The organism is Parasegetibacter sp. NRK P23 (assembly GCF_023721715.1).
In the GTDB taxonomy this organism is placed as follows: domain Bacteria; phylum Bacteroidota; class Bacteroidia; order Chitinophagales; family Chitinophagaceae; genus Parasegetibacter.
This window is the reverse complement of record NZ_JAMDLG010000001.1, coordinates 1604340-1618717: the sequence shown is the minus strand read 5'-3', so window position 1 is coordinate 1618717 and position 14378 is coordinate 1604340. Positions and strand designations below refer to the sequence as shown.

At 47.9% G+C, this 14378-nt stretch carries 13 protein-coding genes; 1 reads left to right on the top strand and 12 read right to left on the bottom strand.

From position 1 onward, the window contains the following. Positions 1-20 precede the first annotated feature (20 nt). The 5 genes from M4J38_RS06520 to M4J38_RS06500 form a co-directional block, all read right to left on the bottom strand. On the bottom strand, positions 21-323 hold the full coding sequence (locus tag M4J38_RS06520; protein ID WP_251758734.1) for a YHS domain-containing protein: 303 nt from the start codon (positions 321-323) through the stop codon (positions 21-23). A gap of 109 nt (positions 324-432) precedes the next feature. After that, entirely contained in the window at positions 433-1050 is a 618-nt protein-coding gene (locus M4J38_RS06515) for an SCO family protein (protein WP_251758733.1), read from the bottom strand. Positions 1051-1059: 9 nt separating this feature from the next. Continuing rightward, positions 1060-1983, bottom strand: a complete 924-nt coding sequence (locus M4J38_RS06510; protein WP_251758732.1) for a transporter — start codon at positions 1981-1983, stop codon at positions 1060-1062. Further along, entirely contained in the window at positions 1980-3005 is a 1026-nt protein-coding gene (locus M4J38_RS06505; RefSeq protein ID WP_251758731.1) for a cytochrome-c peroxidase, read from the bottom strand. The genes M4J38_RS06510 and M4J38_RS06505 overlap by 4 nt, the downstream gene beginning before the upstream one ends. Before the next feature lie 5 nt (positions 3006-3010). After that, entirely contained in the window at positions 3011-3811 is an 801-nt protein-coding gene (locus M4J38_RS06500) for an MbnP family protein (protein WP_251758730.1), read from the bottom strand. 17 nt (positions 3812-3828) lie between these two features. Between M4J38_RS06500 and M4J38_RS06495 the strand changes: the two genes are divergently transcribed. Then, the gene (locus M4J38_RS06495) at positions 3829-3993 is read left to right on the top strand and encodes a hypothetical protein (protein WP_251758729.1); all 165 of its coding nucleotides are present in this window, start codon (positions 3829-3831) and stop codon (positions 3991-3993) included. 114 nt (positions 3994-4107) lie between these two features. On the opposite strand, the gene M4J38_RS06490 is transcribed toward M4J38_RS06495, so the two are convergent. The 7 genes from M4J38_RS06490 to M4J38_RS06460 all read right to left on the bottom strand — a co-directional run bounded on the left by M4J38_RS06490 (position 4108) and on the right by M4J38_RS06460 (position 14168). Beyond that, positions 4108-4500: a hypothetical protein gene (locus M4J38_RS06490; protein WP_251758728.1), complete on the bottom strand. Its 393-nt coding sequence runs from the start codon at positions 4498-4500 to the stop codon at positions 4108-4110. Positions 4501-4533: 33 nt separating this feature from the next. After that, on the bottom strand, positions 4534-5385 hold the full coding sequence (locus tag M4J38_RS06485; RefSeq protein ID WP_251758727.1) for a DUF6089 family protein: 852 nt from the start codon (positions 5383-5385) through the stop codon (positions 4534-4536). Between the two features lie 405 nt (positions 5386-5790). Next, positions 5791-7161: a TlpA disulfide reductase family protein gene (locus M4J38_RS06480; RefSeq protein WP_251758726.1), complete on the bottom strand. Its 1371-nt coding sequence runs from the start codon at positions 7159-7161 to the stop codon at positions 5791-5793. Between the two features lie 31 nt (positions 7162-7192). After that, positions 7193-8641: a PKD-like family lipoprotein gene (locus M4J38_RS06475; RefSeq protein ID WP_251758725.1), complete on the bottom strand. Its 1449-nt coding sequence runs from the start codon at positions 8639-8641 to the stop codon at positions 7193-7195. A gap of 39 nt (positions 8642-8680) precedes the next feature. Next, positions 8681-9439 (bottom strand): DUF4843 domain-containing protein, encoded by a 759-nt coding sequence (locus M4J38_RS06470; RefSeq protein ID WP_251758724.1) that lies wholly within the window; start codon positions 9437-9439, stop codon positions 8681-8683. A 16-nt stretch (positions 9440-9455) separates the two neighbouring features. Next, positions 9456-10898 carry a RagB/SusD family nutrient uptake outer membrane protein gene (locus M4J38_RS06465; protein WP_251758723.1) on the bottom strand — a complete coding sequence of 481 codons (1443 nt, stop codon included), beginning with the start codon at positions 10896-10898 and terminating at the stop codon, positions 9456-9458. Between the two features lie 18 nt (positions 10899-10916). Next, positions 10917-14168 carry a SusC/RagA family TonB-linked outer membrane protein gene (locus M4J38_RS06460; protein WP_251758722.1) on the bottom strand — a complete coding sequence of 1084 codons (3252 nt, stop codon included), beginning with the start codon at positions 14166-14168 and terminating at the stop codon, positions 10917-10919. Between the last annotated feature and the right edge of the window lie 210 nt (positions 14169-14378).

The following is a 14378-nucleotide window of genomic DNA, read 5'->3' as shown; positions in this document are numbered from 1 at the left end:
CGGGCAATTTCCTTACCAGGTTAATTGGTCGCTGTATATCCTTCCGGATTGTCAGTGAACATTTTTTTGCACTCGCTTGCGCAGAAGCCATAAACTTTTCCTTTATAATGAGCCGTATCAGTGATGCCCGCGGTGACTGGCATTCCACATACAGGATCCTTTTTTTCAGAGGCAAGGGTATGCGGCAATGTTGCTGTTGCTTCAGCGCCATCATGCACGTGCGGCATACTGTCGGTACCGGTGGCATTGGCATTACCGTTGTCGTTACAGGAGGCCAGCGCAACAGCTACAGCCAGGACCAAAATAGAAAATACTTTTTTCATATTTACATATTTAGAAGTATTGGCCGCCGACAACATGCGCAACGGCCCGAATTTAGGATACAACCATGAGGAGACATAAAATTTGTGGTCACCTCTTATTTTTTTGAAATTATTCGCGCAGCAGCTCCAGGTCTGCCATCATTTTACGGGTGCTGGCGCTGTCCGTGGCATCATAAAAACCACGGATCCTTCTGTGTGGATCCAGCAAAGCCACGTATTGCGTATGGATAAAATCTTCCGCGGAGCCAGGCGCAGCAGGCACATCCTCTACCGACAACAAGTAATCATTCCTTGCCGCCCGGTATAAATCGACTTTGTTGCCCGTTAGAAATTGCCAGTTTCCGTTGTGCACGCCCATTTTAGCGGCGTAAGCCTTCAGTACCTGAACGGAGTCATCTTCAGGATCAACGGTGTGCGACAGGATCACGACGTCCTTCTCCCCTCCGATCTGCCGGTATACCCGCGACAGGTTCGCGTTCATCGCTTTACAGATGCCGGGGCAGGTAGTAAAGAAGTATTCCACTATAGTGATTTTTCCTCCCACATCTTTTTCCGTGAATGTCTTTCCATCCTGGTTCACGAATGAAAACGGACCCGCAACATGGCCGGGTTCTCCCAATACCGGGAGTTTCCTGCTGTCCTTCCACAATGATGCGCCGAGGAAGACCGCGCCCGCCACGCTCAATGTGATAAAAGAAATGATGATGATTTTTGAAATTGAAGTCATGAGCTTAATTTAAAATAAGATAGCGCAATGCAGCATGGCGCGGCTGCCCGCTTTTACAAAACCGCCCGCCATTTCCTGGTGCAAGGGCTCCTGGAAGTTGCCGCCGATGGTGAACCCATTGAATACCGCTTCAAACCCTATGGTTCCCGCAAGTAGATTTCCACCGGAAACCGGCACTTTAAATCCGTTATCATTATCCTGACGGGAAGTTTCATACAGAGCGCCCATATTCGGAGACAAAGTCCATTTACGGGCAATCCTGAATTTATGGTAAGCCTGGATATTGGCGGTTAGCCTGTTGCCGTAGCGGTATTGATCGCTGTTCACGGTATTCAGTTTATAACTCAGTTGTGCGTTCAGCCCCATATCCTGAATCCTGATATCGTACATGGCATTTGCGGTAAAGTCTGTACTTCCGGTGCCCAGTTGAAAAATATTTGCATCCTGCTGACCAGTGGTTTTTACGGGCTTTTCATATTTGCCCGTGGGCAGTTTCACACCCGCGCCCATCCACAAGGTATGTACGAGCAGTTTTGTGCCCATGGCTTTTTTCTGATCCAGCAGTTTATATAAAACCTGTGCGCCCGCGTCGCCCAAACCAGTTTTGGAAGCCCCCCCGCTCTGGTTGCGTTTTTCATTGAAACTCACCGGAAGATATCCCATCAGCCTGATCTTGGCCCCAAGGTTCCAGCCACCCCAGAGTTCCGCGGTCCGGTAATGCTCGCGGGTGGTGAGGTACGAAGTTTGTCCGCCCGCGCCCAGGTGGGTTCGTAACGCGTTGTACCTGAAACGAAGGCCCATTATTTTTTTATTGAACTCGGGCAGCATGCCGATATAATAACTGCCAGCGCCACAGCCGCAGATATCGCAGGCTGCAGCGTGCGCGGTGATTATAAAGGTAAGTGCCAGCATTATGGCCCATTGCTTTTTCATTGTTCCGCGAATCTTTTATCGGTTATAAATTGTTCATCGTTGAGGGTGGAAAGAAAAGCCACTATTTTCTGCTGCTCGGCTTTCGTGAGCTTTAACCCGGGCACGCCGTTTTTTATAAGCAACGGATCCAGGTTGGGCGTTTCCTTCACATGCTCAGCATAATGCTCTACCACGGCTTCTACCGTAAGGAAACGTCCGTCGTGCATATAAGGAGCCGTGTATTTCAGGTTGCGCAAACCGGGCACTTTGAATTTGTAGCGATCGGTTTCGTTGAGCGTAACCGCATAGCGTCCTTCATCATTCAACGGACTGGCCCCAATACCGTTGTTGCGGAAAGACTCATCGGTAAAAAGCGGCTCCTGGTGGCAGGTGCCGCAATGTTGCGCAAACAGCGCATATCCCTGCGTTTCCGCTTCCGTAAAAACAGCGCCTTCTTTCCGCATCACTTTATCGTATTTTGAATTGGCGCTCACCAGCATGGTCATGAACTGCGAGAGCGCTTTCATGGTCCTTTCAGTGTTGATTTCCGGGGAGCCGAAAGCGGCCTGAAACAGCGATGGATATTGCGGGTGCGCCCTCAATTTTGACAATACGCCCGGCATTGTTTCATCCATTTCAACCGGGTTCGTGATGGGAACGATGGGCTGCAGGTCAAGATCGAAGACACCGCCATCCCAGAAAAAACTTTTTCCCCAGGCCAGGTTCGTGATGGCGGGGGAATTCCTTGTGCCGAGTTTATCGTCGATGCCATGACTCACATCGTGCCCGTGGTGGGTGAACGCCGCAGATTGAATGTGACAGCTTCCGCAACTGATGGTATTGTCGCGGGAGAGCATCGGCTCATAAAATAACTTTCTACCCAATAAAAAACCGGCTTTTGAAACTGGATTTGTATTGAAGTGGTACACAGGATCAGGAAAATTTGCCGGCTTCGTAAAACCGGCAAATTGTTCCAGACCCGTTTTGGTACAGGCGCACAGCATCAGCAGCGCCAGTATTGTTGTCCAGGTCTTTCTCTTCATATCCCTCAGTTTTCGGTATGGTCATGGCGGAACATCCCGCTGAAATTCGCGGCTACGCCGGTACTGAAGGCATTGAACATAACCGTGGGGTTAGCCGCCAGACTGATGTTGCTTACCCCCGAGAATAGCTTTGTCACATCTACCATAAGATGGATGTTTGCGTTCCTTCCCGTTCTAACCATGGGCACACCGCCTGCTTCCAGGTTGATGCTGATGGTTTTGATGTTGTTGATGGTGGTGGAAGAATACCCGCCAAATCCGCCGATATGGTACCGGAATTTTTGCTGTGGATCGGAGGTGATGGCCGGAGAAGTTCCTTCCATTTTAAAGAAGATGTAACCACTGTTCCAGCCCCAGTACATGCCACTCCCGGCCCCGGGATCCAGTACGCCGGTTCTTTTCGAAATATCCATGGTACTGCGCAAACTGTCTACACCCAGCACAAATTGCAGGGACCGGTAATTGCCTTCGGGTACACGGATGTTCGCGGAACGCGTGGTGGCATCGGCCTCGTTAATGAGGAAATAGCTGCTATCCTGGGGAACAGTGTAGAAACTGCCATCCGTATTTTCCAACCGGATATTGCTGATAAAGTACTGAAGTGTGCTTACAGAGAATTTTTCTCCTGAAGCTGTGGTGTACTCCCCGGAATTGAGTTGAAGATTCATGGAACCGGCGATGTTGTCAAACTCTATGCTTAGGGGAGCAAGCGTATTTTTATCGAATTCCTGGTCATCTTTTTTACAACTGGCGAGCAGTAAAAGCAAACTGAAACTTAAAAGGAGTGGCGAAAAGTTCTTGTTCATGATAATGTATTGCCTGTATGGCTTTAAATGAAAACGTATTACAACGGCACACTACCGGAAGGAATAGGGTACACGCGCAGATCCCGGAAGCGATATGCTTTACAGGTGCATACCTGCGCATGACGCGCTACTTCCAGACATGTGGGTTCCCTTCCTTTGAAGGTATTGCCGTGGTTCCGTAAAATAATGTTGATCAACTTCCCTGATTGCGGGAAGCATTCAGTGGTTTACCAATGTGAATTTACCCTGTGCCGCCGTAAATAACATCGGAGCACCAGACACATTAAAAGGTAATATCAGGAAAGTATGGATGGGGGATGAAAAACAGCGCCGGTGAAGCCTTGAAGAAAACGCTTGTCCTGAAACAGCGTTCGTATTACAACTACCGGTTCAGCCATATATTGCAGTGATACCAAAGGTTGTTCCTGAAAGAAATCCGGACCGATGGATATTGTATTGGACTTGTGCTGTTCCTGTCCGGGCAGGTCAGCCGTTTTTTGCATTTGTTTTGTAAGATGGCATTTCCCGTGGCAATGCATGGCGGGCTTGTCTTTGTTTTCGCAAAGATTAGCGGCAATGTATTCCTGGTTGATACGAAATTCCAGGCAAACAACGGGCAGGGCCATCAGCTTCAGCAGGAGCAGCAGCAAGAGGTAAGCCGACGCGATATGTTTGATGGAAGATTGCATTGCGCGGCAAAGGTAGGGAAGAAATCATGAAGATCACAACACCGATTTCGGGCATCCCAATATCCCCCTCTTTCTACCGAAGGACGACATGCTTCCATTATCAGAGAACAACCTGATGTGCAGTGTGATGGAGGAATTGTAATACCAGTCTTTGTAACGGCTGCTTCCCCTCATAGTTCCTCCGGCAGGATACACAGCATTGGCGGCATCTTTCAGTTCGCCGCCTCTGAAAGCCAGTTCAACGGATTTGGGTCCGGCTTCGTTGAGCAATGTGGTGACGTCAAAATAATCTGTACTTACATCATCAAGGTAATCCGTGAACGTTTTGCGGAGCCCGAGTTCCCAGCCCAGTGAAATGCGGTCGCTCAATGCCCAGCGGATACCCGCGCCAAACGGGATATTAAATTGTGTGCGGTTGTAAGGCTGGTTGCCTTCATTGCCGGTAAGCCCCTGTCCTTCGGTACGCAGCGGCTGTAGTTCATGCTTCGCGCCAAGGGAATCGTAGGTGTATGGATTAAAATGAAACACGCCTATTCCACCAAAAACATAAGGGGCCAGGCGGTGTGCTGTTCTATCAAGTATAAATAATTCCATACCGAGGTGCCCTTCCGTGATATTGGAGGAGAAATCCAGGTTCCTGGCCCGTAGGTCGGGCTTGCGGTTGTAGCGGTCGGCGGCCCCCACTTTCAGGTAAGCGATGCCTCCCCTTACGGCGAGGTGTGGGGTGAGATCGTACAGGGCGCCCGCTCCGAGGGCGATACCGGCCTGATCGGTGGTGAACCGGTTTCCCTGGAGGTCGCCAGTGTAATTGGCGAATCCGCCGGAGAGGTTCACGGACCAGCGCTGCGCGCTTGCCAATGCAGGGGATAAAATTATTATTGCCATCAGTAACCAGTTCCGCATAGCATTGATTTTGCGTTTTTGAAACAAGAATTGAGCCAAAACGTTCTTTTCATACAGTGTTGTGGTTTCACGCACTGCTTGGTTTCACGCAAAGGGCGCTAAGGAGCAAAGACGCAAAGCGTTGATGAATTGCAACCTTTTGTTTTAGCGGAAACGGTTTTACATGCGCGGGCATTTAATCACCGTTAAGAAGAGGGCGCATTTTTCATACGCCCTCCCTGGAACAACAAGTACAAAAGAACAGCTATGACGTTGTAAAATTGAACCATCCCTTTCAAGGAAACAACGGTGAAAACACGGAAGAACGCGGGGAAAATAACGGTATAAAAAACAAAGTCGCACCCTTCCGGATGCGACCTCATATATACACAAACAAAGCCTTTTGTATTACTTTTTCAACTCATTCTCCAACAGCAGTTTTAGTTCTTTGCTTGATGGACGGGGAGCATCGATGGTGACGATATTCCCTTTTTTATCGAACACCATAAACCTCGGAATACCTTTGATGTTGTAATTCTTCGCGATATCGCTCCATCCGGCGGCGAACATTTGCACTCCTTTCAGTTCTTCTTTGGCCACAAAATCTTTCCATTTCTCGAAATCTTTCTGTTCATCCACGGAAACACTCATGAATACCACATCCTGGTGGCGCATTTCTTCTTCCATCTTTTTCAGGTGTGGGATTTCCATTTTGCAGGGGCCGCACCAGGTTGCCCACACATCCACCAGCACCACTTTCCCTTTAAAATCGGTGAGGGAAGTCATCTTTCCGTTAATGTCGGGGTACGAGAAGTTAATGGCGGGCTGACCGGGTTTGCTGTCGGCCTGCGCGAGTTTGGTTGAAATCTCGGATAGGCGGGTTTTCTGGTCTTCTGTAAGAATGTATTTTTCATACTTCTTCGCCAGATCCATGTAACCCAGGTAAGTTTTCAGGTAACGTGCGCTTTCTATGAACACTTCTCCTTTCAGTGTATCGTTCCGCATCATGGCGATGCGCTTATCGGGATCGTTCCCTTCCATGGGCAGTCCGTTTGCCATAACGGGAATACGCTGGATGGAAGCAAGCAATCTCATCCCGAACGGATAGCGCAGCAACCGGCCATCAGCCGTGTACTTTGTCACATCAAGGTTCTTGTAATATGTGATGTAATCATCCTTCGTGGGATGCACCGTATTGGGCATGAATACAAAGCTCGATGCATAAAAAAGCACATCAAGTTCCTGCCGGATGGCAAAAGCCGCATCAAACTGCTTATTGCCCGTCTTCACCGCTTTTGATTGCGCGAATTCCTTTTGAAACGCTTCAAATTTTGGAAAGAATTGTTTGTAGGTATCGCGCTTTCTGTTCAGGTAAAGCGATGGGCCTTCCACCACGTAAGCTTTGTCGTGCCAACTGGCGATGGCTTTGTTTTCAGCGGTATTTTTCCCAACCAGTGTATAGCTGGTATCGTTGATCTCAAAATTGAGCTGATCGCCCGGCTTAAAATAGAAGCTGAACTTATCGGATGGCGCCTGTTGATTGCCCAATCCGATTACATAGAACGCCTCGTTTTCCGGGTAAAAAAGGAAGCCGAACTTCCCCTGATCGTCCACTTTGGAAGAAGCGATTTCCTCGATACGCCCGTGGGTGATGGTGAAGAGTTTTACGGGCTCTTTTGATTTCCTGGAAATGGCACCGTTAACAGTGGCTGGTTTTTGCTGGGCAAAGGTTGGCAAAAGCATTCCTGTTGCCAGGAATGCCATAAATACTTTTTTCATTTTAGCTATTTAATGTAAGGTGTAAAACAATTTAGCGGGTTCTGTAGGAAAAGCTGATGATCTTGCCAAGCCCGGAAAAACGATTCAGCAATTGAAGATCGCCCTGCACCGGCATAACAGTATATTCTTCCAATACGCCGTTCTCCCCTTCAGGCTTCTGTGCATCCAGACTGGCAGCCACAAGGGTATTCCCCCTGAATTTAAGTGCGGTGAATGTGTTTGCGCCCTTATCCAGCATAAGTTTGCTCGCTTTCAGCGACATGTCATAAGAATAAAGTTTTCCGCCAACGGTATAGAAGATGTAGCCGAGGTTTGGACTTACCGCGAAGTTCTTCGCCATCGCCATGTCGGTTGCGGTCATTTCTTCATAATATACCTGCTGAATCGATGCACCAAACGTGAAACGGGCAAGCATGTATTTACCCGTAGCCTCACTGTGCAGAATCGCGAATACATTCCCATTACTGAAAGAGGAATAGGTCATGTAAACCAGGTCCATTCCGGTGTTAAAATCAAACAATGTTCCATCTGGCATTACAGAGCAGGTGGATTCCGTACCGATGTGTCTGACAAACCTTTTATTGGTGTTGTCATAGAAAACGGCATTGGAATTAACTGCAACATAAGGTGCTATTTCAAAAGTAGCAGGCTCATCCTTTATGATATTGATGGGCAGGCCAAACCTGATGTTCATTACATAATAATAGAAGTACGCATTGGTGCCGGCGATCATATAAGACCTGTAACCTCCCGCATCGGCCACTTCCGTAGCGGCAAAATCATCGGGCACGTTGGCGATCATTTCATATTTGATGTTATAGGTATTCTTGTACTGGAAAGTTTCCGGTTCAACTCTGTCTGTTGTTTCATTGGTGGAAAGGAATATGCCATATCCATCCGCAAGGGGATTCATCCTGAAACTGTTCACGGCAACCGGCTTACCTTTCAGGGTCAAAGATGAACCAACATAATTCAGTACATCATTGATAACAATGAATTCGTTGTTTACTTTCGATACCATATCCAGCCTTGCTTTCCCGTTCACTTCTGTCATGGCCAGCCAGCCTTCGTAAATAGAACTCACCACATCGATATCGAACACTTTCTGGAACTGCAAACCGGTTAGGGTATCTTTCACACGGTAATACACATTATAGGAACCGGAAGGAATAGCCACATTGATGCGCAGGCTTTTTCCTGTACCGAGGTCTTTTCTTTTATCGGCTACCAACGCGCCATTTTTCATGGCGATCCATTCATAGGTGTAGCGGGCCGAATCGGATGCGTTCGCTTCAGTAAAGGTGAGTTCGGGAATTACTTCAAAGTAACTTCCCTGCATTACGGTATATTTTTCGTTGATCCCGCCGATGGAAACTTTATTCGGCTCGGTGTAATCATAATTACCGAGGTCCTTGTAACAAGCGCTGAACGAGAATGTGATCAGCGCAAGAAACATATATTTTACAAATGTGATTTTCATTGCTTTCAATTTTGGCTTTGTTAGAAAAAAAGAACTGCACTACTGGGAACCAGGCCCCATGGTCATTGCCGTGGTTCCATCCGCTTCGTAAATCGTTTCCCCTGCCGCCTTTTTCTCATTCAGGTACCTTTGCATGAACTTGCCGTAGTAAACCAGTTCTGCGATCGTAATGGTGTTTTCCATTTTATCCAGCGGTATCACCAGCATCTCAGACATGAGGTACAGTTTCTCCTTCGAGAAAGTACCCAGGTAATGATCCAGCCAGTACCGCGGTTTTTTAAGAATATCATTTACCTGCACCTGGTATTGGACAGCGTTAAATTTAGCGGTGCCATTCACTTTAAACTGAAGATTGGTACCAAAGTTTTCATTCGGCTCGAGCGCCATGTAAATGGAAAAAGTACTGTCGGCCATATCTGCGGTACGGTTGAGTTTCAGGTAGGCGGTATCCCACAGTTTCCCTGCCTGGATGGTGAAATCCGTTTGAACAAACTGGTAATGTGTAGACAGTTCAGCTGTTGTAAGAGAGTCCACAAGAACCAGGGAATATTTCCTGTCCACGTTAGCCGGCGCGCCTGATACCCTTACCAGGATGGGCACCACGCTATCCGTAAGCGTAATGCTGCCAAAAGCAAAACTGATGAGTGCAGACTGAGAAAGGCCCGATCCCGCGGGACCGCCGCCGTTAACAGGGTAGTTAAAATAGACCACCGGAGCACCTTCAAATGTTTTCAGTTCCTTTGTGCACCCGGCAAAAAGGAGCGTAAGTAATAGTATGGAGAATGAAATACGTTTCATGTAAAATAGGTTGAAGTTATCTGTACTGGGTTTCAGAAAGCGGCAGCGGGAACACATACTTTGCAGCGTTCATGGTAACGTTCCCTGATGTGGAAGCGCTGTTGGGCACACTGGTCACCTTCCTCCTCTTGTAGAAGTAGAACAACTGCCCCTCGCCCCAGAACTCTTTCTGGTATTCTTTCTGCAATTCGGTGATGATGTTCGCGCTTGCTGAAACATCCACCAATCCACGGTTATACCGAACGGTATTCAGGTACTGTTTCGCGGCTACCGGATCCGTTTCACATTCCGCGGCGATGTAATACAGCTCACTTTTTCTGATCAGTGGCATCTTGAACCTGAAGCTGCTATCCGTTGCCTGTACATCTGTGTATTTGTAAAAGGTCTTATAACTTTTTGCGCCGGTAGAAGGCAGCGCCCACATGGGGTTATAACGGTAATCATTTTCATTGTTTTCGAAAACCGCTTTCAGCCTGGTATCGTTTGGCGCAAGGATACTTGCATCCATTACTTCCGGAGCAAGCAGGTTTCTGTTGGTATTATAGAGATTGATGTTAAAAAGGCAGAGGATCAATTCAGAAGAAAATACACGGTCAGGATTCGTTTTATCGTTGATGATCCTGGAAGGGTTTATCCATGGGAACCGGTTTGCGCTCTGTTCGATCACGAATTTCGCGGCTTTCAACGCTTCAGGCTTGTTTTCCCTGTAGAGATGCACCCTGGCCTGTAACGCTTTGATGGCGTAGTAGTTCATGCGTTGGTTCCTGTTTCTGAAAAAGTCTCTTCCGTCTCCCACCACGGTTTTCACCACACCTTCCCGGATGATGGGATCGTTTTGAAGCAGGGTTTCCGCGACAGAAAGATCATAGAGAATACTGTCCATCACCTGGCTGGCGGGTAATAATTCAGCAGCTGTAGTGGCAGCCGTTCTGTAATAGGGAATAGATTTGGCCACGGAATCAGCCGTATTGTACATGGGCCCGAACATGCGGAGCAGGTCGAAATGAAGCATCGCCCGGAGGCCGATGGCTTCCCCCCTCATGATGGAATCATCCGCCGCGGTAATTTTCGGACTTTTATACAGCTCCATGCTTTTTACAAACTGGTTCGCGTTCACGATCGCCACATAAGCATTTTCCCAGATGGATGCCAGGTTCGCCATAACATCCTGCTCACCATACGAGTAACTCTGGAACCTTACCCTGTTGTGCTGGGTGCCGATATTATACCGTTGGGCAAACACTTCCAATGTTCCCATGGTAAGGTTGTTTCCGTACAACGGATTGCCTGCCATAAGAAGGTAAATTCCGTTCAATGCATTGCCGGCTCCGCCCAGGTCTTCATACACCTGCAATTCAGTGAATTTATCCTGAGGCTGCACATCGAGCCATTTTTTGCAGGAAGGCAGCAGGATGATGGCTGCGATCCCTATCATGAATATGTTGAAAATATGTTTCATAATCTTTTGAATCGGTGGTTAAAAAGATGTACTGATGCTGAAGGATACGGAACGGGCGAAAGGATAATCCGTGCCGCGCTCTCTTCTCACAGTAGATACCCGGAAAATATCATTCATATAGCCTGTAAGGCGCAGGCTCTTCATACCAATCTTTTTCAGGAAAGGTTTGTTGTAGAAATCGTACCCGAAACTGATGGATTCTCCGATCAGCGTATTTTCCTCCTGTACAAAACGTGACGACATAGGCGTGGTAGTCGTAATCGAGATGGCTTTGAACCTGGAGATATCGCCGGGTTGCTTCCACCTGTCGTAAAGCGCACGCTTATCCTGGTTGTTCATCACATTGGCATCGCTGATGTTTTCCACTTTGTTGTACAGCGCTGAATTAAATACATCTCCGCCATATCTGTACCGCATGAATACACCCAGGTTAAATCCTTTGAAGGAGAAATTCGTATTGAATACGCCTTCCAGGGTTGGTCTTGAATTACCCACAACACGGATATCCTGTGCATTGTAGTCGAAAGTCATCAGGTCTTCACTGGTCAGGAACATTTCTCTTCCCGTTGCCGGATCAATGCCCAGGGAGTAAACGGCCCAAAGGTCCTCAGGACTGTACCCGTCTTTGTACCTGATCAGCGAACGGCTTTCCTGCTGGTCCTTGTTCAGGCTTTCGAGTTCATTGTTCAGACCGCCATATACCGCTTTCTGTACAATACCTGTAAGGCCGAAAGTGAGTACTACCCTGTCTTTAGGACGATAGATCGGAGAATATTTCAGGTTCGCCTCTATGCCCCTGTTGTTCAGGTGGCCCACATTTTTCGGATACTGGTACAATCCTGTGGAGGAAGGGAGGTCTACCGCTACTATAAGCGGCTTGGTATATTTCTCATAGATGTTTACAAAACCGCTGAACTTGCTGTTGAACATGGTGAAGTCGATCCCGATATTGGTCTGAAGGGTATTTTGCCACTCCAGGTTGGGGTTCCCGAGTGTTGTAAGCGTTAATCCTTGTCCGTAGCTGTTCAGGTTGGATTCGAATGTATAAACGGAAACAGAAGTGATCTGGGAGAAGTTCTGGTTACCTGTAGAACCGATGTTCGCTTTCAGGCGGAACGTATTGATCCAATCCTTATCGCGAAGCACTGCCTGCTGGTGCAGGTTCCAGGCTGCTCCCACCGACCAGAAAGAGGAATACTTTTTATTGGAGCCGAAAGCGGTGGATCCATCCAAACGGTAAGAGAAGTCCGTAACGAATCTTTTATCAAAAGTGTAACTTCCGGAAACGAGGAAGTTGTTTCTTCTGAACTGGCTGATGGCGGTTGCGGGTCTTCCTTCCGGATCATAACCATACGCGAAGGCGGGGTTGCCATTGGTTCCCGGAGGAAATCCTACCGCGAGGGAAGAATAGGCATCGTTGTTGTTCTCCTGTATTTCAAACCTGGCGTTACCGGTAACCTGGTGTTTGCCGCCAAAAAGCCGTCCGTAAGTAAGCATGGCGTTGGCCTGGTACGAAAACTTGCCTGTTCTTTTGTTGTTGTGGCTTCCTTTTTCAAACAGGCCGGCATTGTCGAACCTGCTGTGTTCGGGCGGGAAATACAACACCTGATCACTGGACGCCTTGTTCAGTTGCGCGGAGGTTTGGAACTGAAGGTCGTTGTTGAAATAGTAAACGAGTTGAAGGTTGTTCTGGAACTCGAAACTTTTGGTGGTATTGATGTTGTTCAACAAGGCATTGTACAACGGATTCACGATCCTTTCGGTGGATAATGCCCTTCCTCTTGACACCTCAAGGTATTTATCCACTCCACCATCGGCATTGTACTTTTCGTAGTACGGGTTCGCGTTTACAAAAGAGGAGAACGATCCATAGGGAGACTCATTTGCAGTGCTGCCGTTCACCATCATGCGGTTGGAAATATTGATCTTATTTTTCCTGTAGATAAGATCCAGGTTGCCCTGCCAGGTATCCCTTGCGGAACCTTTCATCACGCCATCTGTTTTACGGTACTGGAGACCGGCGGCGTAACGCACAATCTGATCACCACCTTCCATCCGGACGGAGTGTCCGTGTGAGAAACCCAGTTGAACGGGTTCATTCATCCAGTAGGTATTCACGCCCCTGCGCACCCTAGTGAGCCTTGAATGGTACAGTTCATCCAAAGCCAGTTGCTCTTCAATGTAGGCAGGATGATAAATAGTATATCTCCCGGAAAGCCTTTCAAATTCGAGTTTTTCCTCCCCGTTCATCATGTTATAACCAGACAGGTCGGGGATTTCCATCCTGTAGTCTCCGGTATAAAACAGTTGCAACGCGCCTGGTTTTGGCTTTTTCGTTTCTATCACCACCACGCCATTGGCGGCACGTGCGCCGTAAATGGCTGTGGATGCGGCATCTTTCAATAAGGTAACAGATTCCACCCTGTTCATATCCAGGTCAACGATGGTACGCAGATTGGTTTCAAAACCATCCAGGATAAACAAGGGCAGGTTAGGATCGGAAGCGAACTCGTCGCGCAAAGTTGTAGAGGCAACGGAAGTTTTTCCCCTGATCTCAATGTCAGGCAACACATTCGGGTTAGAACCAAGGGTGTTGTTTTCCGTAATAATAAAGGAAGGATCAAGAGATTTAAGACTTTGAATCACGTTCTGGTTCCCGATCGCTTTCAGTTGTTCGCTGTCGAAAGAAACAGCGGCGCCGGTGAAGCTTTCCTTTCTTCTTTTCAATATCCCGGTTACCACCATATCTTTCATGGATTCTTCAGAAGGGCGCAGGGAAACATTCAGGAACTGCCCCCCTTTCACTTTTACATCCTTAGCAATAAAGCCAACGAAACTTATGGTAAGCGTAGCGTTTTCCTGACCTGCGTCAATCGAGAAGCTACCATCGGCGCCCGTCATCACCCCAACCCGGGTTCCTTTCACCACAACGCTGGCGCCAACAATAGGGTTGCCGTCGGCATCTACCACCTTGCCTTTGATTACAGGCGGCAGATCGGCCACTACAGGACTTGTGATCACCTCCGGGGCCGGCTCTTTTTTGCGCAGCACGATGGTGTTCCGGATGATCTCGTAGGAAAAAGGTTGTTCCCGGAAACAAACATCCAGTGCGGTTTTGAGTGAAACGTTCTTCACGTCCACATCAACGGGTCTGGCTTGTTGTATCCAGTCGTTCCTGAACACAAAAGTATACCCCGTTTGTGCTTTGATCTTTTTGAAGACCTGTTGCAGCGGAGCATTTTTCTCGGACAATGTTACTTGCTGAGACATCGTGTTGGCACTCACATGCAAACAGATTCCCAGTAGCAGAAGCGCAGTCATTCTCATTATCAACCAGATTTTGGATGATGGTCGCAAAGCAGGTGTACAATCACGTACGGGCGCAACTTTGCGAAACGCAATTAATTGCATAGTTTTGGTAACGTTTTGGGTGATAAAATAACAGTTGGCGAAAATTGTTGCAGTAATTGCCCATCCAAC

Excerpts from the sequence above, each read along its gene's own strand:
- M4J38_RS06520 (WP_251758734.1), bottom strand. The coding sequence starts at position 323 with ATGAAAAAAGTATTTTCTATTTTGGTCCTGGCTGTAGCTGTTGCGCTG.
- M4J38_RS06515 (WP_251758733.1), bottom strand. The coding sequence starts at position 1,050 with ATGACTTCAATTTCAAAAATCATCATCATTTCTTTTATCACATTGAGC.
- M4J38_RS06510 (WP_251758732.1), bottom strand. The coding sequence starts at position 1,983 with ATGAAAAAGCAATGGGCCATAATGCTGGCACTTACCTTTATAATCACC.
- M4J38_RS06505 (WP_251758731.1), bottom strand. The coding sequence starts at position 3,005 with ATGAAGAGAAAGACCTGGACAACAATACTGGCGCTGCTGATGCTGTGC.
- M4J38_RS06500 (WP_251758730.1), bottom strand. The coding sequence starts at position 3,811 with ATGAACAAGAACTTTTCGCCACTCCTTTTAAGTTTCAGTTTGCTTTTA.
- M4J38_RS06495 (WP_251758729.1), top strand. The coding sequence starts at position 3,829 with ATGGCTTTAAATGAAAACGTATTACAACGGCACACTACCGGAAGGAAT.
- M4J38_RS06490 (WP_251758728.1), bottom strand. The coding sequence starts at position 4,500 with ATGCAATCTTCCATCAAACATATCGCGTCGGCTTACCTCTTGCTGCTG.
- M4J38_RS06485 (WP_251758727.1), bottom strand. The coding sequence starts at position 5,385 with ATGGCAATAATAATTTTATCCCCTGCATTGGCAAGCGCGCAGCGCTGG.
- M4J38_RS06480 (WP_251758726.1), bottom strand. The coding sequence starts at position 7,161 with ATGAAAAAAGTATTTATGGCATTCCTGGCAACAGGAATGCTTTTGCCA.
- M4J38_RS06475 (WP_251758725.1), bottom strand. The coding sequence starts at position 8,641 with ATGAAAATCACATTTGTAAAATATATGTTTCTTGCGCTGATCACATTC.
- M4J38_RS06470 (WP_251758724.1), bottom strand. The coding sequence starts at position 9,439 with ATGAAACGTATTTCATTCTCCATACTATTACTTACGCTCCTTTTTGCC.
- M4J38_RS06465 (WP_251758723.1), bottom strand. The coding sequence starts at position 10,898 with ATGAAACATATTTTCAACATATTCATGATAGGGATCGCAGCCATCATC.
- M4J38_RS06460 (WP_251758722.1), bottom strand. The coding sequence starts at position 14,168 with ATGTCTCAGCAAGTAACATTGTCCGAGAAAAATGCTCCGCTGCAACAG.